This is a genomic window from Mesorhizobium sp. M0239, from assembly GCF_040321815.1.
In the GTDB taxonomy this organism is placed as follows: Bacteria; Pseudomonadota; Alphaproteobacteria; order Rhizobiales; family Rhizobiaceae; genus Mesorhizobium.
The window spans coordinates 18,346-40,399 of record NZ_JAMYSG010000034.1; the positions used below are offsets into that span (position 1 = coordinate 18,346).

Sequence of the window (22,054 nt, forward strand, 5' to 3'; positions counted from 1 at the left end):
TTCTGTCACGATTCCAGATACGTGTCCGCCCAGTTCGACACCGCCCAGCGCGGGTTGTTTGCTATGTTGCCGACAGTGTCGCGCGCGACGCTGATAAAACTCCATTCGGCGACGTTGATCAGCGGCAGGTCGGTGGCCACCTCCTTCTGGAATTCCTTGTAGAGGTCGGTGCGGGCTGATGTGTCGAGCGTTTCTGATGCCTTGGCGATGAGCGCGTCGAGCGCGTCGTTCTTGTAGCCGCCCTGGTTGGAGAACGGCACGCCGTCCGGAATGCCGCTCTGCACCAGGATGGTGGTGGAGATCGCCGGGTCGCCGCGGAACACCGGCGGGCCGACCGCGAGGTCGAAGGCGTGGTCGGTGTAGACCGCCTTGATGTGCGCGGCCGAGTCGTTGTTGACCAGTTGGGCGTCGATGCCGATGGCGGCGAGCGCCTGGCGCAGATAGTCGCCGAACTGCTTGGTCTCGTTGAAATAGGGCGCAGGCAGCAGTTTTAGCGTGAAGCGCTTGCCGTCCGGACCTTTCTTGTAGCCGGCCTCGTCGAGCAGCGCGTTGGCCTTGGCGACGTCGAAGGCATAGGTCGGCACATCGGCGGTGTAGAATTGCGGATCGTTCTTCGGCACCGGACCGGTGGCCGTGGCGGCATAGCCGAGGAACACCGTCTTGACGACGAAATCCTTGTCGATGGCGTGCGCGATCGCCTGGCGCACTTTCAGGTCGGCCAGTTCCTTGCGGCGATGGTTGATCTCGACGACGAGCTGATAGGTCAGCCCTTCGTAACCCTTGGAGATCACCTTCAGGCCTGGCACCTTGGAGATGCGGTCGAGGTCGGCCAGCGGCACGGCGGAGAAGGCCGCCAGTTGGATCTCTTCAGCCTCCAGCGCGCTCGCCGCTGACGTGCGATCCGGCAGCACCTGATAGATGATCTCGTCGAGATAGGGCTCGTCCTTGCCCCAGTAGTCGGTGTTTTTGGTCAGCCGGTAATATTGGCCGGCCTTGTACTCGCCGAATTTGAACGGCCCGGTGCCGACGGGCGCGTTGTTGGCCGGGTTTTCCTCGATCTTGCCGACCTCGTAGATGTGCTTCGGCACCACGCTGCTCAGCGCCGGCAGCGCGTTGCGGATCAGCTGGAACGGCGTCGGCTTGGCGAATTTGAAGACGGCGGTGAGATCGTCAGGGGTGTCGACGTTGGCCAGATCCTTGAACACAGTGCGGCCGAGATTCTGCAGCGGCTTCCAGATCTGCAGCGCCGAAAAGGCGACGTCGGCCGAGGTGAACGGCTTGCCGTCATGCCATTTGACGCCGTCGCGCAGTTTGAACGTCGCCGAGAGCCCGTCGGCGGCACCTTCCCAGCTCAGCGCCAGCCGTGGCGCAAGCCCGTCCTTGCCGTCGAATGAGGCTTCGGCCAGCGTTTCGACGATCTTGCTGGAGATGAAGAACACGCCGTTGGAGGCGACGATCGCCGGGTTGAGGTTGCGCGGTTCGGAATCGGCGGCAAGCACCAGCCGCCCGCCCTTCTTCGGCGTCTGCGCCCAGCCCGATGTCGGCATGGCGGTGGAGGCCAGCAGCATTGCCGAGCCGGCAAGCATCGTGCGTCTGGAAATCGTGAAACCTGACATGATCGAACTCCGTCCTCTCCGCGACCCGGTCGGGTGCGCCAATACCCCTCGGACGCCGGCAAGCCCGCCAGCATCCCTTGCGGCGGTGATTATGAGCTTTGCCGAGGGTTTCGCCAGAGACGGAATTGGCGCATCCTCGCTTGGCTTTGAAATTTTCGTCCGCTGGACCAGTTTGGAGGGCGTGGCTCATTTGATCATTCTGGTAGGACCAGATTGATTGAATATGCGACGAATGACAACAAAGAGACATAGAGAGACGACATTTCATCTCTTTCTGGCTGGACCAGAACGGGCAAAATGGTGCAGATTTGACCACTGCCAAGGGATCGGGAGCGGAACAGCGGCGATCCGGCTATTCAGGGAGAGAGAGATGAACATTGCTCCGGGCAAGAATGCGGTCGGCAATATCCCGTTCGACCAGGCAAGGGTCGACCGGCTGATGGAGGACGCCGGCATCGATGTGCTGCTCGCCACCTCCAAGCACAACACGCAATACCTGCTGGGCGGCTACAAGTTCATCTTCTTCGCCGCCATGGATGCGATCGGCCACAGCCGGTATCTGCCGATCGTCGTGTACGAAAAGGGCGGGCCGGACCATGCCGCCTATATCGGCAACCGCATGGAAGGCGGCGAACATCAGAACAACCCGTTCTGGACGCCGACGCTGCACGCCGCCTGCTGGGGCACGCTCGACGCTGCCAATCTCGCCGTCGAACATCTGCAGAAGATCGGCAAGGCCGGCGCCCGCATCGGCATCGAGCCTGGCTTCCTGCCGTCGGATGCCTATACGCTGATCCGCAAGGCGTTGCCGGACGCCAGACTGATCGATGCGACCGATATGCTGGAGCGCATGCGCGCCATCAAGACCGATGCCGAACTGGAGAAGCTGCGCACGGCCTCCGAACTGATCACCGATTCCATGCTGGCGACCATTGCCTGGGCACGCGAAGGCACGACCAAGGCCGAGATCATCGAGCAGCTGCGGCGCGAGGAAACCAATCGCGGCATCCATTTCGAATATTGCCTGCTGACGCTGGGTTCCAGCCACAACCGCGCCGCTTCACCGCAGGCGTGGAAGCAAGGCGAGGTGCTGTCAATCGATTCCGGCGGCAACTATCACGGCTATATCGGCGACCTCTGCCGCATGGGCATCCTCGGCGAACCGGATGCCGAACTTAGAGATTTGCTGGCCGAGGTCGAGACGGTGCAGCAGGCGGCCTTCTCAAAAGTCAAAGCGGGCACGCTGGGCGGCGACATGATTTCCCATGCCGAGGGCGTGCTGAAGGCTTCGAAGGTCGCGCCCTACACGGATTTCTTCGCCCATGGCATGGGCCTGATCACACATGAGGCGCCGTTCCTGATGACCAACCACCCGGTGACCTATGAAGGCACCTATGCGGCCAAGCCGCTGGAAAGGAACATGGTGCTGTCGGTGGAGACAACCATGCTCCACCCGACGCGTGGCTTCATCAAGCTGGAGGACACGCTGGCGGTCACCGAAACCGGCTATGTGATGTTCGGCGACCGTGGCAGGGGCTGGAACAGGGGTGGTGCGGCCTAGCTGGTACTGAAGGGCGCTGCCCCCTCACCCGGATTGCTATCCGAATTGCGAAGAGCAATTCGGGGCAATCCTCCTCTCCCCGAGGGGAGAGGAGGATTGCCGGCGATGATGCTCGTCTCTTCTCTCCTCGGGGAGAAGGTGGCCGCGAAGCGGCCGGATGAGCGGGCCTCCCAGCAAACGCGGGAACGGAGGAAAGATCACTGCCCCGCCGGAATCAGCCTGAAATCCGGTAATTCCCGCAAAACCAGTTCGGGCCCTGCCGGCGAATAGACGACGAAAAGCTGCATCGGCCCGTCGCCGGTGTTGAGCGTCGAATGGAAGCGGCCTTCCGGGACATAGATGGTGCAGCCGGGGCCGACTTTTGCGACCACCGGATTGCCCTTTTCGTCCTCGACCATCTGCTCGCCATGACCTGATATGACGAAGATGATTTCCTCGGCGCCCGGATGGTTGTGGCGCGTGTGGCCCTTGCCGGAAGGCAGGTCGACGACACCGCCGGAAAAGCGCGTCGCGCCATTCACTTCGGGCGCCACCGTCAGCGCCAATTTTCCCCAGTCGAAGCCGAAGGCGCTGACGTCCTTCGGGTAGACAAACATTTTGCTCTTGTCGGTCATCTCTCTCATCCCTTCTTTTTCTTCGTGGTCTTCTGGCCACCAAGCGTCACCGATTTGAAATCAGCGGTCTGTCTGGCGATCGCAGCTTCCGCCGGCAGCCGTTCCATCGAGCTGGCGCCATAGAAGCCGTGCAGACCCTTGGCCTGGGAGAGGATGTAACGGGCGTCGTCGGGCATCGAAATCGGGCCGCCATGGCAAAGCAGGATGACATCCTTGCGCACCGAGCGCGCGGCATTGGCGATGGCGTCGATCTCCTGAACGCAGTCGTCGAGCGACTTGGCTGACGTGGCGCCGATCGAGCCGCCTGTCGTCACACCCATATGGGCGACGACGATGTCGGCACCGGCCTTGGTCATGGCGCGGGCCTCGTCGGGGTTGAAGACATAGGGCGTGGTCAAGAGATCGAGCTTGTGCGCCTCGGCGATCATGTCGACCTCGAGGCCGAAGCCCATGCCGGTTTCCTCGAAGCTTTGCCGCATGCTTCCGTCGAACAGACCGATGGTGGGAAAGTTCTGCACGCCGGAAAAGCCCATGGTCTTCAACTCGGCCAATAGCAGCGGCATGATGACGAACGGGTCGGTGCCGTTGACGCCGGCCAGCACAGGCGTGTGTCTGACCACCGGCAGCACCTCATAGGCCATTTCCTTGACGATCTCGTTGGCATTGCCATAGGCGAGCAGGCCGGCGGCCGAGCCGCGCCCGGCCATGCGGTAGCGGCCGGAATTGTAGATGATGATGAGGTCGATGCCGCCGGCTTCCTCGGCCTTCGCCGACAGGCCGGTGCCGGCGCCGCCACCGACGATCGGCACGCCCTTGTCGATCATTCCCCTGAATTTCTTCAATATGTCCTTGCGCGGTATGGCGGGCATCTTTGAGATCTCTCACTGTCTGGCGATGTCGAGGAAGGCTGATGTTGCAGCCTTTGCGAATTCCGGGTCGTTGATGTGCAGCGGCAGGCGCGTCACGCGGCGCTTGCTGTTGGGCTTGATGGTGCGCTCGATGGCATCGAACAGAACGGCGTCGGCTTCCGGGTCGAAGAAGGCGCCGCCTTCGATGTCGAGCGCCGAGACGCCTTTTCCCGGGATGAGAAAATGCACCGGCCCCCCGCAGCGGGCGAGCCTGGTGCCGATCCACTCGCCGATCGCACGGCATTCGTCCGCCGTGGTGCGCATCAGCGTGACATTGGGATTGTGTTCGTAGAACAGCCGATCGCGATAGTGCTCCGGGATGGTCGAAGGCGCCCAGAAGTTCACCATGTCGAGCGCGCCGACGGAGCCGACATAGGGCAGCCCCGTGCGAGCGATGGCGCCGAAACGATCGTCAGTCGCCGGCAGCACACCGCCGAATAGCAGGTCGCAGACTTCGGTCGTGGTGATGTCTACGACGCCGGACAGCAAGCCGCTGTCGGCCAGCTTTTCCATGCTGCGGCCGCCTGTGCCGGTGGCGTGGAAGACCATGCAGTCATATCTAGAACGGAGCTGGTCGGCGATGGCGGTCACGCAAGGTGTGGTGACGCCGAACATGGTGAGGCCGATCGACCGTCTGCCGTCGGGCGGCGGCGCTGGTCTGGCAGCCATACCCGATATCGCTTGAGCCGCATTATGCAGCACGACACGGGAGAGCCGGTTCAGTCCGGCCATGTCTGTCACCGCTGGCATCATGATGATGTCGGAGACATCGACGTAGGGTGCGGTATCGCCGGAGGCGAGCGTCGAGACCATGATCTTGGGCAAGCCGAGTGGCAGGGCGCGCATGCCCGACGTGATGATCGATGTGCCGCCACCGCCGCCGATGCCGATCATGGCTGCGATGTCGTTGCGCGATTGGGCAAAGCGGGCGAAGGCGATGCCCATCGCGGCGACCGCGGCGCCACGATCATTGCCGCCGAGCACGGCGTCACGGCCGCCGGGATGATGGTCGGCGATTTCCCTCGCGCTGATATCGACAGGTATGGTTGCGCCGCGCGTTCCGACATCGACACGGCTAACGAGGGCGCCCGCAGCAGCGATCGCATCGGCCAGGAAGGCGAGTTCCTCGCCCTTGGTGTCCGCGGTACCCACCACATAGATACGCTTCATTGCGCTCCCCCAATCCTGGCAGGCGCGATGCCGCCTCCATCGCTCATTGCCCGGGCCACTCGACGATGCGGACGCCATTGCAAATTTTTGAGACGAGCGTATCGTATTGGCATGAATGTCTCACGTCAACAATCCGCTGCGATCGACCACGCTGAACGGGCAACCGGTCCAGTGCCCGAACGTGGGCCGCGCGCGCGGACGAAACGGCTGATGCTGGAGACGGCAACAAGGCTGATGCAGGCGGGCGTCACACCCTCGGTCAGCGAGGTCGCCGAGGCCGCCGAGGTTTCCCGCGCCACCGCCTATCGTTACTTCCCGAGCCAGTCGGCACTGGTGCAGGCCGTCGTCGACGAGGGGCTGGGGCCAATCCTCACCTGGCAATCCACCTCCGCCGATGCCGAGCGCCGGGTCGCGGAGCTGTTCGACACGGCCATGCCGCGCATCGAGGCCTTCGAAGCCACGTTCAAGGCAGCACTGAAGCTGTCGCTCGATCAATGGGCGCGACGTCAGGCCGGCACGCTGGGCGGTGAGCCCGCCTTTACGCGCGGCCATCGCATCGACTTGCTGAAAGATGCGATCGCGCCGCTCAAGGGCCGTTTGCCGCCGCGCGACTTCAAGCGGCTGGCGCAGGCGCTGTCGCTGATCTTCGGCGTCGAGGTGCTGATCGTGCTCAAGGATATCTGGGGGCTGGACAGCCGCCGGACGAGGGCGGTCGCACAGTGGGCGGCCGGGGCGCTGGTGCGTGCGGCAGTCGCGGAATCGGTCGATGAAGGAGGCAGCCTCGATCCGAAGGCAGTCATGAAATAGAGCCTAACTGGTTCGACCAGATTGGCATGCACACTACCGATCTTAGCCGTTGGGTGGAGTATCGGACAATACCCAATCATATCACTGAGTAGGAAAATCTTGGTAAAACAGGCAGATAAAGCGGGAATCCCATGGCAATGGCCATGTCAAGCTGCCAAGAAAGGGCTTGACGTGCATGCAAAATTGGTAATACCAGATTGGATCAGAAAAGCGGATCGAAAGTGAGGGCTGCGATCCATTTTCCGGCGGGGCGAGGAGGCCCGAAACCGGAAAGGTGCGATCACGGGAGGAACTACCAGGGCCGGCCACGTCGCCGGCTCGCACGATAAGGTAGAACGCGCACAAGGGAGGAAATCATTATGCGCAAGTTAGTGACCAGCGTACTTGCTGGTATCGGCTTAACGCTTGCCTGCGGAACGTCCGTTTACGCGCAGGAAAAGTCACTCACCATCTTCTGGGCTGAATGGGATCCCGCAAACTATCTGCAGGAACTCGGCAACGAGTACGAGAAGCAAACCGGCGTCAAGATCACGGTGGAAACCACCCCGTGGGCCGATTTCCAGACCAAGGCCTTCACCGAGTTCAACGCCAAGGGCAGCGCCTATGACCTGGTCGTCGGCGACTCGCAATGGCTTGGTGCCGCCTCCGAGGGCGGTCACTATGTCGACCTCACGGACTTCGTCAAAGAGAACCAGGTTCTCGACAAGATGGCTCCGGCGACGGTCAAGTTCTACTCCGAATATCCCGGCAACAGCGGCAAATACTGGTCTATCCCGGCCGAGGGCGACGCAGTGGGCTGGGCCTACCGCAAGGACTGGTTCGAGGACCCGAAGGAAATGGAAGCGTTCAAGGCCAAGTATGGCTACGAACTTGCCGTTCCCAAGACCTTCAAGGAAATGACCGACATCGCGGAGTTCTTCAATAGGCCCGACCAGAACCGCTACGGCATCGCCATCTACACCCAGAACCAGTATGACGGCCTGGCGATGGGCTTCGAGAACGCGCTGTTCTCGTATGGCGGTGAGCTCGGCGACTTCGGCACTTACAAGGTCGACGGCATCATCAACTCGGACAAGGCGGTAGCCGCGGCAGAAAACTACCGCAAGCTGTTCGGCTTCACGCCTCCGGGCTGGACCAACGCCTTTTTCGTCGAGAACAACCAGGCCATCACCGAAGGCCTGGCGGCGATGAGCATGAACTACTTCGCCTTCTTCCCCTCGTTGATCAACGAGGCGTCGAACCCGCATGCCAAGAACACCGGCTTCTTCGCCAACCCGGCAGGTCCAGGTGGTGAGCAATTCGCCGCGCTCGGCGGCCAGGGCATTTCCGTCGTCTCCTATTCCAACAACAAGGAAGAGGCGATGAAATTCCTGAAGTGGTTCATCCAGGACGATACGCAGAAGAAGTGGGCAGCCCTCGGCGGCTACACCTGCAACAAGGCCGTGCTGGAATCGGCCGAGTTCCAGAACGCCACGCCCTACAACAAGGCCTTCTACGACACGATGTTCAAGGTCAAGGACTTCTGGGCGGTGCCGGAATATGCGGAACTGCTGCAGCAGCTCAACCAGCGTGTCTATCCGTACATCGTAAACGGCGATGGTACGGCCAAGGATATGCTGGATGCGCTGGCGAAGGATTGGGACGCCACGTTCAAGAAATACGGCCGCGGCCAATAACCGACATGTAGTGCGGAGGAGGCCTGTGCCTCCTCCGTTTTCTTTTTCAGGAATGGGAGCAGGTCTTGGCGACCACAATGATCACACCGCTGAATACCTCCTCCAGAGCCGCCTCTCGCGGCCTCAGCGACATTTCGATACGCAACCTCTTCATCATCCCGACGATCGTGTTCCTGATCGTCTTCAACATCTTTCCGTTGATCTATTCGCTCGGCTATTCCTTCACCGACTTCCGCGCATCGACCAATGCGCCGGCCAATTTCGTCGGACTGAAGAACTATCGCGAGCTCCTCAGCGACCCTTATATCTGGAACAATTTCGCGGTGACCGCGAAATACGTCATCGTCTCGGTCGTCGGTCAGGTTGTCGTCGGCTTTGGAACGGCGATGCTGCTCAATCGTACCATTCCGCTCAAGGGCCTGATCACGACATTGCTGCTCTTGCCGATGATGCTTTCGATGGCGGTGGTCGGCCTGTTCTGGAAACTGCTCTACGATCCGTCCTGGGGTGTCATCAACTACGTGCTCGACCTCGGCAAATTCCAATGGCTCGGCGATCCGAAGATGGCGCTCTACGCGGTCGCGTTCACAGACATCTGGATGTGGTCGCCCTTCGTCATGCTGTTGTCGCTCGCCGGGCTTTCGGCGGTGCCGAAGCATCTTTATGAAGCTGCCGCGATCGACCGCGCCGGGCCGTTCTATACCTTCTTCCGCATCACGCTGCCGCTGGTCGCGCCGATCCTGATGATCGCGGTCATCTTCCGCACCATGGAAGCCTTCAAGACTTTCGATCTTGCCTATGTGCTGTCGACGCAGCCGAGCACCGAGGTGATTTCCATCCGTCTCTACAAGATGGCTTTCCAGGAATGGCAGACAGGGCGCTCCTGCGCGCTTGCCTACATCGTGCTGATCATGGTGCTGGCGATCACCAACATCTATGTGAAATACCTCAACAAAGTTAAGGAGCGCTGAGATGGCGGCCGTCCAGACTTCGGGTGAACGGGCGCTCAACAAGGTCGCTATTGTCGCCGTCCTTTTGGTGACGATCATCTTCCTGGCGCCGATCTACTGGATCGTGGCGACCTCGTTCAAGCCACGCAACCTGGCCACGACGATCCCGCCGACCGTGATGTTCGAGCCGACCATCTCGCCTTTCGTCAAACTTTTCACAAAGCGCTCGCAGTTGCGCAGCCCGCCGTCGGCCGAAGAATATGCCGCCGCCCCATGGTGGGAGCGCGTCGTGTTCGACGGCGGCGAGAAGATCGTGCGCGACGGCAAGGGCCAGGTGCAATGGTCGGGATATCCGAGCCGCTTCCTGAACTCGCTCATCATCGCCATCACCTCGACGGTGTTGGCGGTCGGCATGGGGACATTCACCGCCTATGGCTTCTCGCGCTTCAAGGTGAAAGGGGAGGCGGACCTGCTCTTCTTCATCCTGTCGACGCGCATGTTGCCGGCGGTGGTGGTCGCCATTCCGATGTTCCTGATGTACCGGGCAGTCGGGCTCAACGACACGCATCTGGGCCTGATCATTCTCTACACCGCCTTCAACCTGTCCTTCTCCGTGTGGCTGATGAAGGGTTTCATGGACGAGATCCCGAAGGAGTATGAGGAGGCAGCGCTTGTCGACGGCTACACGCGCATGGAGGCGTTCTTCAAGATCGTGCTGCCGGAGGCCGCCACGGGCATCGCCGCCACCGCCGTGTTCTGTTTCATCACCGCGTGGAACGAATACGCCTTTGCGCTGATCATGACCAACCGCCGCGCCCAGACCGCGCCTCCCTTCATCCCGAGTCAGGTCGGTTCGGGCCTGCCGGACTGGACGGTGATCGCCTCCGGAACCTTCCTGTTCCTGCTGCCGGTCGCCATCTTCACCTTCCTGCTTCGCAACCATCTGTTGCGCGGCATGTCCTTCGGAGCGATCCGCAAATGAGTTTTCGCGCCATCAACCAGAAATACCTCGAGCCCGGATCGCAGATCCTGATGGTGCTCGGCATCATCGCGCTCTGCCAGCCCTGGAGCATGCTGCTGCACACCTATGGCCTGACCATCATCCTGATCGGACTCGTCGGCTTCAACGTAACCTCCAAGATCGCGCCCGAGGAAAAGGCCGGCACCGGCCAGGTGCGCAATCCGGGAGCACAGCATTGACCCAGATCGAGCTTCGCGGCGTCCAGAAATTCTTCGGCGCCGTCCAGGTCATCAAGGACCTGAACCTCAAGATCGCCGACAACGAGTTCATCGTGCTGCTGGGCCAGTCGGGCTGCGGCAAGACGACAACGCTGCGCGCCATCGCCGGGCTGGAAACCATCGACGAGGGCGACATCTTCATCGACGGCAAGCCGGTACAGCATTTGAAGGCCGCCGACCGCGACATCGCCATGGTGTTCCAGTCGTTCTCGCTCTATCCGCATATGAGCGTCTACGAGAACATCGCCTTCCCCTTGCGTGCCACGCGCAAGAGCAAGACGGAGATCGACAGCGAGGTTCGCTCCGTCGCCAAGACGCTGCAGATCACCGACCTGCTGGACAAGAAGCCGTCGGCGCTCTCGGGTGGCGACATGCAGCGCGTCGCCATCGGCCGGGCGCTGGTGCGGCGGCCGAAGGCCATGCTGATGGACGAGCCGATCGGCGCGCTCGACGCCAAGCTGCGCGAGGAGATGCGCGCGGAAATCAAGCGGCTGCACATCAAGCAGGGCTCGACCACCATCTATGTCACGCACGACCAGATCGAGGCCATGAGCCTGGCCGACCGCATCGTCATCATGCACGCAGGCGTCTTGCAGCAGGTCGGCACGCCCGACGAGGTCTATTCGCAGCCGGCAAATCTGTTCGTGGCGCAATTCGTCGGCAGCCCGGTGATGAATGTCACCGATGCCGCAGTCGCCGAGACCGGATCCGCGGTCTCGGTAACGGTCGGCGGCGCGGCTTCCGGCTTCGAATTTCCGCAGGCATTGCTGTCGAAGCTCAACGGCCATGCCGGGCGGCAGCTCGCGCTGGGCATCCGACCGGAGGGCGTGCTCATTCGGCGCGAGGCGACCGAGGGCTTCGTTGCTGTCGACACACATATCGTCGAGCCGCTCGGCTCCTTCGACATCGTCGATCTCAAGGTCGGAACCGAGTTGCTGCGGGCTCGCACCAAGAGCGGCTTTGTTGCCGGACCCGGTGAAAGGGTCTTCGCCAGGATCGACCCGACCCAGGCGCACTTCTTCGACAAGGCAAGCGGCAAGTCGCTTGAGGTGAGACTCTGATGGCCCATATCCAGCTCAAGAACATCTCGAAGACCTTCGGCAACCACACTGCGCTCACCGGGCTCGATCTCGATATTGCCGATGGCGAGTTCTTCGTGCTGCTGGGCGAGACGGGCGCCGGCAAGACGACGACGCTGCGGCTTATCGCCGGGCTGGAAAAGCCGAGCGAAGGCCAGGTCTTCATCGACGGCGTCGATGTCGCCGACTGGGGTGCGGCCGAGCGTGACGTGGCGCTGGTGCTGCAGCAATATTCGCTCTATCCGCGCTACACGGTGCGCGAAAATCTCGAATTCCCACTGAAGCCGAAAATTCGCCGGCTGCCCGACGCCGAGATCAAGGATCGCGTCGACCGTGCCGCCCGTACGCTGCGGATCGAGCATCTGCTCGACCGCAAGACGGATCGGCTGTCCGGCGGCGAGATGCAGCGCGTCTCGATCGGCCGCGCCATCGTGCGCAAGCCGCGTGTGTTCCTGATGGACGAGCCGCTGTCGGCACTCGACGCCAAGCTGCGCGAGGCGCTGCGGACTGAACTGAAGAACCTGCAGATGCAGCTCGGCGCCACCTTCCTGTTCGTCACCCACGACCAGATCGAGGCGATGTCGATGGGCGACAAGGTCGGCGTGCTCAACCATGGCCGCATCGTCCAGACGGGTACGCCGCACGAGATCTACAACAATCCGCGCGACACCTATGTGGCGAGCTTCGTCGGCTCGCCGCCGATGAACCTCATCGACGGCAAGCTTGTGAACGGCCGCGCGGTGATGGCTCCGTTGAATTTCGAACTGCCATTTTCAGGGGGAGCCAAGATTTTCGGGGGGCTAAAGGCGGGTGCGGCGACCGACGGTCGCCCGCTCGTCTTCGGCATTCGTCCCGAGGACGTCTATCTCGAGAGCGGCGCGCCGGTCGAGGCGCGCGTCCACGACGTCGAGAACCACGGCGTCGAAAAGATCCTGACGCTGCGCGTCGGCGACGCGACGCTGCGTGCCACCGTGCCGGCCAGGACCGACGTCGCCATCGAGCAGGCGGTGCGCTTTGCCTGGAACCCCGACAAGGTGGTGCTGTTCGACAAGGGCAGCGGCGTCAGCTTGCGACACGCCTCATAGGCTGCATCCCAGCCTATTTCTGGAAGTAGGTTTCGTAGGGCGTGTCGTTGATCAGCAGGATCACGCATTCCGTGTCGGAGACGCAGGCGTCGTCATGCATCTCATCGGCCTTCTGGGTCCAATAGGATCCAGGAGGCAGTTCGACCTTGGTCGCCTCGCCGCCATCCATCTGCCAGTGCGCCCACAGCCCCTTTATGACCACCGCGCGATAATCCGCGGTGTGCGCATGGACCGGTGCACGCCAGTTGCCGGGAACCTTCAGCAACGTGCCTGCCGGGCCCTTGGCCCGCTCGCCCCACAATGGGCCAAGACGATGCGGCTGGTCGGGTACTTCCGCCACATAGGGGATCTTGTCGGCCGGCAGGTAGCTGTCCTCGAGGGCAAAGGCGCGCCCGGGAACCGCAAGCATGACGGCGAGTGCGATGACCTTCGGATGATTTGGCATTGGTTCTCCTCTTCGGACCGACTGGCCGCCGGCCTCTCGCTGCTTGGTTCTGGCAAGCTATTGCATGCGGGTGGCCCGGCAATGGCATTGCGTCCGGAAGGCTTGGCAATTCATCCAGACCCGGCAATTCATCCAGACCCGGCAATCCGCGGCCGCGGATCCGGGATCGCCTCAGCGGTTTCCGGAGGTACCGTCGACAGTGCGCAGGTGGCTGGGCGCGATGCCTATGATGCGCTTGAACGCCCGGCTGAACGACGCTTCGGAATCGTAACCCAGTCTGGCGGCGACCACTGATACCCGCATCCGATCGTCGATCAGCCATTGCCGCGCCTGGTGCATGCGTATGCGGGCGACATATCTCGCCGGTGTTTCGCCGACGATGGCCGTGAAGCGTTCGGCGAAGGCCGATCGCGAGGCGCCCATTTCGCGCGCGAGCGCTTCGACGGTCCAGTTCCTGTCGGGTTGCAGATGAATGGCGGCAAGTACGCGGCCGATGTCGCGATCCTTGATCGCCGCGATCCAGCCTCTGGTGTCGCCGCCACTGTTTTCTACCCAGGAACGGATGATGCTTGCAGCCAGCACGTCGGCCAGTCGCGCCAGCATGCCGCCAGAGCCGGCCCGGTTCATGGTGATTTCGGCGGCCATGGCTTCCAGCAGATGCGGAATACCTGGCTCGCCAGCCATCAATTCCTTGGCGCGCATCATGTCCGGCATCATGCCCAGCAAGGGGTGCGACCCGTCCAGGTTGAAGTGCATGCTGCCGCAAAACAGCAAGGTTTTCGGGCCGTGGCCGCCGTTGGAGACATTGAAGACATTGTCCTGCAAAGGCTCGACAGTGTAGCTTTCGATCGGCACGGCCGGAATGCCAGGCGCGCTGGCAACGACATGCTCGGCACCGCGCGGCAAGAGCAATGCATCGCCGGGTGTCAGCTCAATCCATTCCCCGGCTGGCGAAAACAGCCAACATTGGCGGCGGCCGATAAAGTGAAACCTTGCTGCCTTCTGGGCAGGAAACAACACGGCCCATGGGTCTGAAAGTTCGCAGCGGCCATAGTCGACGCCATCAAGCCGCAATCCGCGCAAGATGTCGGTTAGCGGACCGTCCGAGGCCGGGAAGGCAGTCTTGGGCGAGGTGAAAACCATGCTGATTTCTCTAGCCTGGAATCACCAGTCCGTCACGGCCTCCATGCGTCAGCTCAGGGGCAACAAACTCGGGCCAACGGGTTCCTCCGCCGGGGCGTCGGCTGACGTAGCATCAAACGCAAAACCCACCTGTGCGGCGGGTCACTGGCGCAAATCAGCACCATGGGCAAAAATGTAGCATAGCTGAGGTCACCGAGTCAAGAAAAAATTCCTATCGCGAAAAGCTGCCGGCAAAAAAACTGCCGGGACCGCCGAACTGGGTGCTGCCTTTGTCAAGCTGAGTTCGGAACCCTGTGCGTCAGCTGGCCTGGCGGATATCGGCCTGTTCCTCGGCCCGGAGATGGCTGGGCGCCGAGCCGATGACGCGCTTGAAGGCGCGGCTGAAGGCGGCGTCCGATTCATAGCCGAGACGCGCCGCAACGACGGAGATCTTAATCCGGTCGCGGACCAGCCATTGCCGTGCCTGATGCATTCTGACCTGGGTGACATATTTTGCCGGGGTTTCGCCGACGATGGTGGCGAAGCGATCGGCAAATCCCGATCGCGAGGCGCCCATCATCCTGGCCAGCGACTCGACCGTCCAGTCATGGTTTGGCTCGAGATGGATGGCGGCCAGCACGCGGCCGATTTCCGGGTCCCTGACGGCGGCGATCCAGCCGGAGGCGTCGCCGCAGCCGCGCTCGACCCATGAGCGGATGACGGTGGCGGCCAGTACGTCGGCCAGCCGCGCCAGGATGCCGCCGGAGCCGACGCGCTCCATCGTCACCTCACGCTCCATCGATTCCAGCAGATGCGGAATGCCGGGCTCATAGGCTTCCAACTCATGCGTGCGCATCACATCCGGCATCATGCCGAGCAGGGGGTGCAGGCCATCGAGATTGAAGTACATGCTGCCGCAAAACAACAGGGTTCCCGGCCGGCAGCATTCCGACATGCCTTCGTTCGACGTGCAGTAGACGTCCTTGCAGACCTCCTCGACTTCGTAGCCGTGGATCGGCCAAGCCTGGGCGCCGGGCTCGCTGGCCAGCACGTGCGCCGCACCGCGCGGCAGCAGCACCGCGTCGCCTGCCTTGAGTTCCACCCATTCGCCGGATGGCTGCTTCAGCCAGCAGCCTTTGCGGCCGATGAAATGAAACCGCGCCGCTGGCTGGGCTGGAAACTGAATGCCCCAGGGTTCCTTCAGTTCGAAGCGGCCGTATTCGACGCCATCGAGGCGCAAGCCACGCAAAATGTCGGTGAGCGGGTCGCCAGTGATCGGAATTTTGGACGAATTGTCAAGCATGATGGGGTTTCTAGCATGGAAGCTCCAGGTGGTCACTCCCTATGTTGCGTTGCAGCCAAATGCTGCGCTGCAAAACAACTCGGAGACTGACCATGGCCGAACAGGCGACAGGCGTCATCGACGCCACACTTTTGAACCCTGCGGACTCCGACGAACGAACCGAGCCGGCCTGGGGCGCCGTTGTTTCGCTGGCACTTGGTGTTTTTGGCCTCGTCACCGCTGAATTTCTCCCCGCCAGCCTGCTGACGCCGATGGCGCGTGATCTCGGCGTCAGCGAAGGCGTGGCCGGACAGGCGGTGACGGCAACCGCGATCGTCGGAGCCATTGCCGCACCCACCATGGCCATCATCACCAGGCGTATGGATCGCAGGCTGGTGATGTGGATGCTGACCGTATTCCTGATCCTGTCCAATCTTCTGGCCACCTTTGCCTCATCGCTGCCCGTGCTTCTGCTTGCCCGTGTCGTGCTCGGCGTAGCACTTGGCGGCTTCTGGGCGATGTCGGCAGCGATGGCGCTGCGGCTGGTGCCGATGCGATTGATGCCGCGCGCCATGTCGATCATCCTGACCGGCGTCTCGCTGGCGACCGTCTGCGCGGCGCCGGTCGGCGCTTACGTTGGTGACATCTGGGGCTGGCGCACGGCATTCATGATTGCGACCGTCGTCGCCGCCCTGGCGCTGCTGGTGCAGCTGGCCACCATTCCGAAATTGCCCCCCGTGGGTGTTGCAAGCTTCCGCACCTTGCTCGACGTGCTGAAGCGTCCGTCGATCAGGGTGGCGCTGCTGGTCGTGCTGCTGGTCGCTTCTGGACACTTTGCCGGCTTCACCTATGTCCGTCCCTTCCTCGAGAAGGTCCCCGTGCTCGACATCGAGACGATCTCGCTGGTGCTGCTGGCCTATGGCATTGGCGGTTTCTTCGGCAATGTCGCCGGCGGTATCCTGGCCGAGCGCAGCCTCAAGGCAGCCGTTGCGCTGGCGCCGTTGCTGATCGCACTGGCCGCCGCCTCGATGCTGGGTTTCAGGGCTTCGCCGACGATCGCCGCTGCCGCCGTCGCGGTCTGGGGCTTTGCTTTCGGCGCGGTGCCGGTCGGGCTGCAGAGCTGGCTGGTGCGGGCAGCACCCGACCAGGCCGAAAGCGCCGGCGGGCTGATGGTGGCGACGTTCCAGGTGGCGATCGCGCTCGGCGCCGTCTTCGGTGGCCTGCTGGTCGACCACACCGGCGTCGCCAGTGCCTTCGCCTATTGCGGCGCCGCGACATTGCTGGCGGCCATCGTTGTGTTCCTGCGCGGCCCGAAGCAGGCCGAGTAGCCTGGCCGCAATCAGGCTTCCCTGACACTGCGCGTCGGCCCGAGAACCATCACGGCTTTCGGGCCGGCGCCGTTGTGATGGCAGGGGCGAACAAACTCAGGCCGACCGCCCGTCGAAATCGAAAACCGACAGGGTCGAGGGGTCGAGATCGGCCACGCAGTTGATGTTGATGTAGGCACTGCGTTCGCTGCCTTCGCGGACATCCTCCGCAAAGGGATGGATGCCGCAGGCCCGGCAGAACCGGTGCGCGATGGCATGATTGCCGAATGTGTAGGTGCCGAGATCGTCGCCCCAGGCCAGGACCTGCAAGGTCCCGTGCGGGATGGCACACAACAGGGCGCCCTTGCGCGAGCAGATCGAGCAATTGCACCGCAAGGCGCCCGTCAGTTCGGCCTTGAATTCGAAGGCGACCTTGCCGCAGTGGCAGCTGCCTTTGTAGAGCATCGGATTTTCCTCGCATTAGACAGGGTGCAAAACCGCCTGCGCCGGGTTAAGTCTCGGCAAGCCATGCCCCAAGGACGTTCAAGGCGTTCGGAGTCCGACACCGAAAATGCAATCCGTTCGTGATCATCTGGAAACCATTCTCGCGCGCCTCGCCGCCCGTGCCGGCGAAGAGCGCGTGTTCACGAAGCTCTATGCCGAAGCCGCACGGGCCGCGGCTGATGCCAGCGATGCCCGCAAGCGGGCAAGTGTGACGCTAGGGCCGCTCGACGGCACCATCGTCTCGATCAAGGATTTGTTCGATGTCGCCGGCGAGCCAACCACGGCTGGCTCGCTGATGCTTAGGACCGCAGCACCTCCGCTGCGCGATGCCGTGATCGTCAGCCGGCTGCGGCAAGCCGGCGCGGTCATTATCGGCAAGACCAACATGACCGAATTCGCCTTCACCGCGATCGGCGACAACCAGCACTATGGCACGCCCGGCAATGCCGTGGACGCCAGCCGCATTCCGGGCGGATCTTCCTCAGGCGCCGGCGTCTCGGTCGGTGAGGCGACGAGCGAAATATCGATCGGTTCCGACACCGGCGGTTCGATACGCATTCCGGCTTCACTCAACGGTGTCGTCGGCTTCAAGCCGACTGCGCGGCGCGTGCCTCTTGCCGGCGCGTTCCCGCTGTCCGCCACGCTGGACTCGATCGGTCCGCTTGCCCGAACCGTCGCCCAATGTGCCGCCGCCGACGCCGTAATGGCCGGTGAAGTGCCGACCGCGCTGACGCCGATTGCCCTTGCAGGGCTTCGCGTCGGCATTCCACGCGGCGTTCTTTTCGAAGAGACGGAAGACGAGGTGGCGACCGCGTTCGACCGCTGCCTTGGCAAGATCGAACAGACGGGCGCGCGGATCGCCGACCTGTCGATCGACGATCTGCTTGCCGATATGCGGGCTGCCACCAAGCGGGGTTCGATCGCTGCGATGGAAGGGGCCGAAGTGCATGCCGACTGGCTGGCGACAGGGGCTTCGGTGCCGGTCGACCCGCATGTCAGCGGACCTTTGTCGCGGGCGGCAATGCTGCCGACGCCTGTCTACATCAGGGCAATGCGCCGCCGCACAGCGCTCGTCGCCGCCATGGACGAGCGGCTGGCATCGGTCGATGTGCTGGCTCTGCCGACCACGCCGGTGACGGCGCCGACCATCGTTTCGATGTCTGACGATGCCGAGTTGCGCGACCGCACCGAAGGCCTGCTGCTGCGCAACACGCAGGTCGCCAACCAGTTCGATCTCTGCGCAATCTCGCTGCCGATGCCGGGCACGGCGCTGCCCGCCGGATTGATGCTGGTGGCGCGCAACGGGCACGACCGGCGCCTGCTGCGGATTGCTGCTGAAATAGAACAGCTGCTTGGCGCGTGACCAGGGCTGACCTGCCTATCAGCGCGACGAACAGTGCTTGCGTTCGCTGTCCTTGGCGGTCCGCACAATATGGGTCGCGACCAGCCAGGGGAGATTGTGCTCCTTGCCGGTGATCGTCTGGGTGCGGTGCTCGATCGAGCCTCTGACGACGATCTTGCCGGCATAAAGCGCGTCGGAAAGATCGGTTATCGCCTTGTCGGCCTGCGGCAATCCGCTGGGGTCGATCGACACGCCCTTGATGATCGTGCCGGTGCCAAGGTCGAGCGCGCTGTTCGATGGGCAGGGCGCCTTGAAGCAGCGCAGCCCGTTGTCACAATAGACATAGCTGCTTTCGGCCGCGAATGACGGCATGGCGCAGAGCGAACACACGACGGCTACCAGGGATGCGAGGCGTGGATCGGACATGGCTCTCAACGTCGCGGAGAATTGGGGCGAAACCGCGATGTGTTACAGGCTCTCCGGAAACCGCCGCCGGTAGTGATCGACCACTTCCGGATTGCGCAGATTGACCGGCAGCTTGTTGGCCAGCACCAGCAAGGCTTCACCCGCCGCGCCGACGCCCATGCGCATCATCGATTCTTCGGTGATCCCGGCCATGTGCGGCGTGATGATGACAGTGTCGAAGCCGAAATAGGGATGATTCGACGGCAGCGGCTGCGTCGCAAACACGTCGAGCGCGGCGCCGCCGATACGGCGTTTCTGCAACGCCTCGATCAGCGCGTCGTCGTCGATGACCGGTCCGCGCGACACGTTGATCAGCAGCGCATTGGGCTTCATTCGGGCGATCCGCTCACGGTTGATCAGGCCGCGCGTTTCCGGCGTCAGCGGGCAGCAGAGCACGATGATGTCGCTCTGCTCGACCAGCGCGTCGATCGACAGGAAGCCGACCTTGTCCGGCGCCGGCTGCATGCTGCGCGTCGTTGCCACCACCTTCAAGTCGAAGCCGTGCGCGGCGATATGGCCGACCGCCTGGCCGACGGCACCGAGGCCGACGATGCCGATCGTCTTGCCGGCAAGCTCGATGTTGGAATTGGCGTGCTCGCGGCCGGCGAGCCAGCCTTTGGTGCGCAGGTCGCGGTCGACGGCGCGGAAATTGCGCAGCAAAGCAAGCGCCGCAAACATGACGTGCTCGGCAACCGAGCGGGCATTGACCGCCGGCACGTTCGCCACCAGCACGCCGGCGACGGTCGCTGCTTCCATGGGGATCATGTCGAGCCCGGCGCCATGGCGGATTGCCGCCTTCAGCAGCTTTGCGCCGTCGAAAAGCTGTGGTGGCAGCGGCGCGCGCACGATGACGATCTCGGCATTTTTAGCCTCGGCGGCCAGCGTGGCCGGATCGATGGCGGAGGCGACGACGAGTTCGCCGGCGCCTGAGAGCATGGCCGAGGCGCGCGGGTGCAGGGCGTGGGTCGTGAGGATACGGGCCATGTCGATCAGGCTCTTTCGAGCGCCGGGCTTTGCGGCTCCTCGCCATGGCCCTCGATCAGGCCTTTCCAGTAGCTCTCAGCCCCTTGAAGATGGGCGCTCATCAGCGCCTGGGCGAGATTGCCGTCGCGGCGCAGCAGCGCCTCATAGATCTGGATATGCTCGGCATGCGAGCGCAGGTTGCGCTCGGGGTCGTTGAAATAGATCGGCAGGCGCTGCTCGCCCATCATGTAGTAGACGCTGCAGACATTGTGGAAGACGCTGTTCTTGGTGGCGCGCACGATTTCGAGGTGGAATTCGCGGTCTTCCCTGGCAAGCCCTTCGCCGGCGGCGATGCGCTCTTCCGAAGCCTTCAGGATTTCGCGCAGCCGCTCGAAATTCTCCTCGGTGGCGCGCGAACAGGCAAGTTCGGCCGCCTTGATCTCGTGGATCTTGCGCAGTTCGACCGTCTCGTAGATCTGGATCGGGTCGAGCGGCAGGCCTGCGCGGGCAAAAAGCGCCATGGCCTCCACACTGGCCTGCTTGGTGTCGATGTAGATACCGGACTTGGCTCGACGCTCGACGATGCGCATGGCCTCCAGGATGGCCAGCGCCTCGCGGATCTGACCGCGGCTGACGGCGAAATGCTCCGCCAGTTCGCGTTCCGAAGGCGTTCGGCCGCTCTCCTTGTCCGAATGGGAGAACAGGTAGGCAGCGAGTTCTGCGAGGAGGTTCTTTTCTTTCATCGTCAACCGCGTTGCGCGTGCGCCTCCAGGAACCGCTCCGAAATGGTGAATCCCAGACCCGGTTTTTCCGGGATCGCTATCATACCGTCCCTGGCTTCGACAGTCTCTTCGACCAGATCATGGATCATCGGGTTGGCGCCAAGCGAATATTCGACGGTGAAACTCGACGGCGAGGCGGCGCAGACATGCAAGCCTGCGAAAAAACAGGGCGCGCCGGCCCACAAATGGGGTGCAAAGCGCAAATTGAAGGCGCTGGCGATGGTGCCGATCTTCATCGCCTCGCTGATGCCGCCGCAGAAAGCGGGATCAGGCTGGAAGATGTCGGCGGCTTTGAGCACGGCAAGGTCGCGGAAGGCATAGCGTGTCGCCTCGCTTTCGCCGGTGGCGATCGGGACGGCACCTGACGCCCGCACTTCAGCCATGCCGGGCTTGTCGTCAGCGATAATAGGTTCCTCGAACCAGGCGAGGTCCAAATCGTTGACAAGGTGGATGAAGCGCTTGGCCTCGGCCACCGTGTAGGTGCCGTGCGCGTCGACCATCAGTTCGACATCGGGGCCGAGCGCCTGCCGTGCGGCCCGCACGCGGGTGGCGGAAATGTGCGCCGCGCCATCCATGGCGCCAACCCGCATCTTCAGCGCCTTGAAGCCGCCCTTGGCGATATAGGACTTCAACTGCTCGCCGATGGCGTCGGCGGCCGCCCAGCCGCCGGAGGCATAGGCCGGCATGCGATCGAGCTTGCGGCCGCCGAGCAGCCGCCAGACCGGAACGCCAAGCGATTTGCCAAGAATGTCCCACAGCGCGATGTCGACGGCGCTGATGGCGGCGATGCTCATGCCGCGCCGCGCCAGTTGCGGCATGGCGTGGCCGCCACGCGCGGCGCTGTCGTGGCGCACGCCATTGTAGAGCATCTCCCATATGACGCCGATGTCGGCCGGATCGCGGCCGACCAGTTGCGGCCCGACCTCATGGTTCAGCATGTGGACGAGCGCACCGTAGCTGCCGGCACTGCCAGCGGCGTTCTTGCCTTCGCCCCAGCCGACCAGCCCGTCATCGGTCTCGATGCGCAGGATGGCGGCGTCGAAGGTCGTCACCTGACCGAAGTCGCTGCGGTGCTGCCGAGCGGCTTCGATCGGAACGCGGATCCACCAGGCTTGGACGGACTTGATGCGCATATTC

22 protein-coding genes are annotated in these 22,054 nt (G+C 62.9%); 10 read left to right on the forward strand and 12 right to left on the reverse strand.

Going from position 1 to position 22,054, the window contains the following annotated elements:
* Positions 1-5: 5 nt before the first annotated feature.
* A complete protein-coding gene (locus NKI99_RS28135; protein ID WP_352440809.1) occupies positions 6-1,616 on the reverse strand; it encodes an ABC transporter substrate-binding protein in 1,611 nt (536 codons plus the stop codon).
* 370 nt (positions 1,617-1,986) lie between these two features.
* Here NKI99_RS28135 and NKI99_RS28140 point away from each other — a divergent pair, with 370 nt between their 5' ends.
* Positions 1,987-3,177, forward strand: a complete 1,191-nt coding sequence (locus NKI99_RS28140; protein ID WP_352612875.1) for a M24 family metallopeptidase — start codon at positions 1,987-1,989, stop codon at positions 3,175-3,177.
* 197 nt (positions 3,178-3,374) lie between these two features.
* Here the strand turns inward: NKI99_RS28140 and NKI99_RS28145 are convergent, their stop codons facing one another.
* Genes NKI99_RS28145 through NKI99_RS28155 form a run of 3 tightly spaced genes read right to left on the reverse strand, consistent with a single transcriptional unit; the run spans position 3,375 to position 5,869 of the window.
* Positions 3,375-3,791 carry a cupin domain-containing protein gene (locus tag NKI99_RS28145; protein WP_352612877.1) on the reverse strand — a complete coding sequence of 139 codons (417 nt, stop codon included), beginning with the start codon at positions 3,789-3,791 and terminating at the stop codon, positions 3,375-3,377.
* Positions 3,792-3,796: 5 nt separating this feature from the next.
* Complete coding sequence (locus tag NKI99_RS28150) at positions 3,797-4,660, reverse strand: phosphoenolpyruvate hydrolase family protein (RefSeq protein ID WP_352612879.1); 864 nt, start codon at positions 4,658-4,660, stop codon at positions 3,797-3,799.
* Positions 4,661-4,672: 12 nt separating this feature from the next.
* On the reverse strand, positions 4,673-5,869 hold the full coding sequence (locus tag NKI99_RS28155; RefSeq protein ID WP_352612881.1) for a Tm-1-like ATP-binding domain-containing protein: 1,197 nt from the start codon (positions 5,867-5,869) through the stop codon (positions 4,673-4,675).
* Positions 5,870-5,980: 111 nt separating this feature from the next.
* Between NKI99_RS28155 and NKI99_RS28160 the strand changes: the two genes are divergently transcribed.
* The 7 genes from NKI99_RS28160 to NKI99_RS28190 all read left to right on the forward strand — a co-directional run bounded on the left by NKI99_RS28160 (position 5,981) and on the right by NKI99_RS28190 (position 12,705).
* Positions 5,981-6,676, forward strand: coding sequence for a TetR/AcrR family transcriptional regulator (locus tag NKI99_RS28160; protein ID WP_352612882.1), 696 nt, complete (start codon positions 5,981-5,983; stop codon positions 6,674-6,676).
* A 359-nt stretch (positions 6,677-7,035) separates the two neighbouring features.
* Positions 7,036-8,352 (forward strand): ABC transporter substrate-binding protein, encoded by a 1,317-nt coding sequence (locus NKI99_RS28165; protein WP_352612884.1) that lies wholly within the window; start codon positions 7,036-7,038, stop codon positions 8,350-8,352.
* A gap of 65 nt (positions 8,353-8,417) precedes the next feature.
* Positions 8,418-9,323 (forward strand): carbohydrate ABC transporter permease, encoded by a 906-nt coding sequence (locus tag NKI99_RS28170; RefSeq protein ID WP_013529495.1) that lies wholly within the window; start codon positions 8,418-8,420, stop codon positions 9,321-9,323.
* Between the two features lies 1 nt (position 9,324).
* Positions 9,325-10,284: a carbohydrate ABC transporter permease gene (locus tag NKI99_RS28175; RefSeq protein WP_013529496.1), complete on the forward strand. Its 960-nt coding sequence runs from the start codon at positions 9,325-9,327 to the stop codon at positions 10,282-10,284.
* Positions 10,281-10,502 carry a hypothetical protein gene (locus NKI99_RS28180; protein ID WP_127293505.1) on the forward strand — a complete coding sequence of 74 codons (222 nt, stop codon included), beginning with the start codon at positions 10,281-10,283 and terminating at the stop codon, positions 10,500-10,502. Before NKI99_RS28175 ends, NKI99_RS28180 begins: the two co-directional genes overlap by 4 nt.
* Positions 10,499-11,602, forward strand: a complete 1,104-nt coding sequence (locus NKI99_RS28185; protein WP_352440816.1) for an ABC transporter ATP-binding protein — start codon at positions 10,499-10,501, stop codon at positions 11,600-11,602. The genes NKI99_RS28180 and NKI99_RS28185 overlap by 4 nt, the downstream gene beginning before the upstream one ends.
* On the forward strand, positions 11,602-12,705 hold the full coding sequence (locus NKI99_RS28190; protein WP_352612886.1) for an ABC transporter ATP-binding protein: 1,104 nt from the start codon (positions 11,602-11,604) through the stop codon (positions 12,703-12,705). Before NKI99_RS28185 ends, NKI99_RS28190 begins: the two co-directional genes overlap by 1 nt.
* Positions 12,706-12,718: 13 nt before the next feature.
* Here NKI99_RS28190 and NKI99_RS28195 read toward each other — a convergent pair whose 3' ends face one another.
* From NKI99_RS28195 to NKI99_RS28205, 3 genes are all read right to left on the reverse strand, one after another.
* Positions 12,719-13,150, reverse strand: a complete 432-nt coding sequence (locus tag NKI99_RS28195; protein WP_127293503.1) for a DUF4437 domain-containing protein — start codon at positions 13,148-13,150, stop codon at positions 12,719-12,721.
* Between the two features lie 171 nt (positions 13,151-13,321).
* A complete protein-coding gene (locus tag NKI99_RS28200; RefSeq protein ID WP_352612888.1) occupies positions 13,322-14,293 on the reverse strand; it encodes an AraC family transcriptional regulator in 972 nt (323 codons plus the stop codon).
* A gap of 298 nt (positions 14,294-14,591) precedes the next feature.
* Positions 14,592-15,575 (reverse strand): AraC family transcriptional regulator, encoded by a 984-nt coding sequence (locus NKI99_RS28205; protein ID WP_352612890.1) that lies wholly within the window; start codon positions 15,573-15,575, stop codon positions 14,592-14,594.
* 92 nt (positions 15,576-15,667) lie between these two features.
* On the opposite strand from NKI99_RS28205, the gene NKI99_RS28210 reads away from it, so the two are divergent.
* Positions 15,668-16,882, forward strand: coding sequence for an MFS transporter (locus tag NKI99_RS28210; RefSeq protein WP_352612892.1), 1,215 nt, complete (start codon positions 15,668-15,670; stop codon positions 16,880-16,882).
* A 96-nt stretch (positions 16,883-16,978) separates the two neighbouring features.
* On the opposite strand, the gene NKI99_RS28215 is transcribed toward NKI99_RS28210, so the two are convergent.
* Complete coding sequence (locus NKI99_RS28215; protein WP_023812455.1) at positions 16,979-17,326, reverse strand: GFA family protein; 348 nt, start codon at positions 17,324-17,326, stop codon at positions 16,979-16,981.
* A 106-nt stretch (positions 17,327-17,432) separates the two neighbouring features.
* On the opposite strand from NKI99_RS28215, the gene NKI99_RS28220 reads away from it, so the two are divergent.
* The gene (locus tag NKI99_RS28220) at positions 17,433-18,728 is read left to right on the forward strand and encodes an amidase (RefSeq protein WP_128304521.1); all 1,296 of its coding nucleotides are present in this window, start codon (positions 17,433-17,435) and stop codon (positions 18,726-18,728) included.
* 18 nt (positions 18,729-18,746) lie between these two features.
* Here the strand turns inward: NKI99_RS28220 and NKI99_RS28225 are convergent, their stop codons facing one another.
* Genes NKI99_RS28225 through NKI99_RS28240 form a run of 4 tightly spaced genes read right to left on the reverse strand, consistent with a single transcriptional unit; the run spans position 18,747 to position 22,050 of the window.
* Positions 18,747-19,133 (reverse strand): hypothetical protein, encoded by a 387-nt coding sequence (locus NKI99_RS28225; RefSeq protein ID WP_128304520.1) that lies wholly within the window; start codon positions 19,131-19,133, stop codon positions 18,747-18,749.
* Positions 19,134-19,175: 42 nt separating this feature from the next.
* On the reverse strand, positions 19,176-20,156 hold the full coding sequence (locus NKI99_RS28230; protein ID WP_128304519.1) for a hydroxyacid dehydrogenase: 981 nt from the start codon (positions 20,154-20,156) through the stop codon (positions 19,176-19,178).
* Positions 20,157-20,161: 5 nt separating this feature from the next.
* Positions 20,162-20,878, reverse strand: coding sequence for a FadR/GntR family transcriptional regulator (locus NKI99_RS28235; protein ID WP_023812459.1), 717 nt, complete (start codon positions 20,876-20,878; stop codon positions 20,162-20,164).
* A gap of 2 nt (positions 20,879-20,880) precedes the next feature.
* Positions 20,881-22,050, reverse strand: coding sequence for a mandelate racemase/muconate lactonizing enzyme family protein (locus tag NKI99_RS28240; protein WP_023812460.1), 1,170 nt, complete (start codon positions 22,048-22,050; stop codon positions 20,881-20,883).
* Between the last annotated feature and the right edge of the window lie 4 nt (positions 22,051-22,054).

Bases quoted from the DNA above. Each gene is read 5' to 3' on its own strand.
- NKI99_RS28165 (WP_352612884.1), top strand. From the start codon at position 7,036: ATGCGCAAGTTAGTGACCAGCGTACTTGCTGGTATCGGCTTAACGCTT.
- NKI99_RS28205 (WP_352612890.1), bottom strand. From the start codon at position 15,575: ATGCTTGACAATTCGTCCAAAATTCCGATCACTGGCGACCCGCTCACC.
- NKI99_RS28145 (WP_352612877.1), bottom strand. From the start codon at position 3,791: ATGACCGACAAGAGCAAAATGTTTGTCTACCCGAAGGACGTCAGCGCC.
- NKI99_RS28150 (WP_352612879.1), bottom strand. From the start codon at position 4,660: ATGCCCGCCATACCGCGCAAGGACATATTGAAGAAATTCAGGGGAATG.
- NKI99_RS28235 (WP_023812459.1), bottom strand. From the start codon at position 20,878: ATGAAAGAAAAGAACCTCCTCGCAGAACTCGCTGCCTACCTGTTCTCC.
- NKI99_RS28210 (WP_352612892.1), top strand. From the start codon at position 15,668: ATGGCCGAACAGGCGACAGGCGTCATCGACGCCACACTTTTGAACCCT.
- NKI99_RS28190 (WP_352612886.1), top strand. From the start codon at position 11,602: ATGGCCCATATCCAGCTCAAGAACATCTCGAAGACCTTCGGCAACCAC.
- NKI99_RS28195 (WP_127293503.1), bottom strand. From the start codon at position 13,150: ATGCCAAATCATCCGAAGGTCATCGCACTCGCCGTCATGCTTGCGGTT.
- NKI99_RS28230 (WP_128304519.1), bottom strand. From the start codon at position 20,156: ATGGCCCGTATCCTCACGACCCACGCCCTGCACCCGCGCGCCTCGGCC.
- NKI99_RS28175 (WP_013529496.1), top strand. From the start codon at position 9,325: ATGGCGGCCGTCCAGACTTCGGGTGAACGGGCGCTCAACAAGGTCGCT.
- NKI99_RS28160 (WP_352612882.1), top strand. From the start codon at position 5,981: ATGAATGTCTCACGTCAACAATCCGCTGCGATCGACCACGCTGAACGG.
- NKI99_RS28140 (WP_352612875.1), top strand. From the start codon at position 1,987: ATGAACATTGCTCCGGGCAAGAATGCGGTCGGCAATATCCCGTTCGAC.
- NKI99_RS28135 (WP_352440809.1), bottom strand. From the start codon at position 1,616: ATGTCAGGTTTCACGATTTCCAGACGCACGATGCTTGCCGGCTCGGCA.
- NKI99_RS28225 (WP_128304520.1), bottom strand. From the start codon at position 19,133: ATGTCCGATCCACGCCTCGCATCCCTGGTAGCCGTCGTGTGTTCGCTC.
- NKI99_RS28220 (WP_128304521.1), top strand. From the start codon at position 17,433: ATGCAATCCGTTCGTGATCATCTGGAAACCATTCTCGCGCGCCTCGCC.
- NKI99_RS28215 (WP_023812455.1), bottom strand. From the start codon at position 17,326: ATGCTCTACAAAGGCAGCTGCCACTGCGGCAAGGTCGCCTTCGAATTC.
- NKI99_RS28155 (WP_352612881.1), bottom strand. From the start codon at position 5,869: ATGAAGCGTATCTATGTGGTGGGTACCGCGGACACCAAGGGCGAGGAA.
- NKI99_RS28180 (WP_127293505.1), top strand. From the start codon at position 10,281: ATGAGTTTTCGCGCCATCAACCAGAAATACCTCGAGCCCGGATCGCAG.
- NKI99_RS28240 (WP_023812460.1), bottom strand. From the start codon at position 22,050: ATGCGCATCAAGTCCGTCCAAGCCTGGTGGATCCGCGTTCCGATCGAA.
- NKI99_RS28200 (WP_352612888.1), bottom strand. From the start codon at position 14,293: ATGGTTTTCACCTCGCCCAAGACTGCCTTCCCGGCCTCGGACGGTCCG.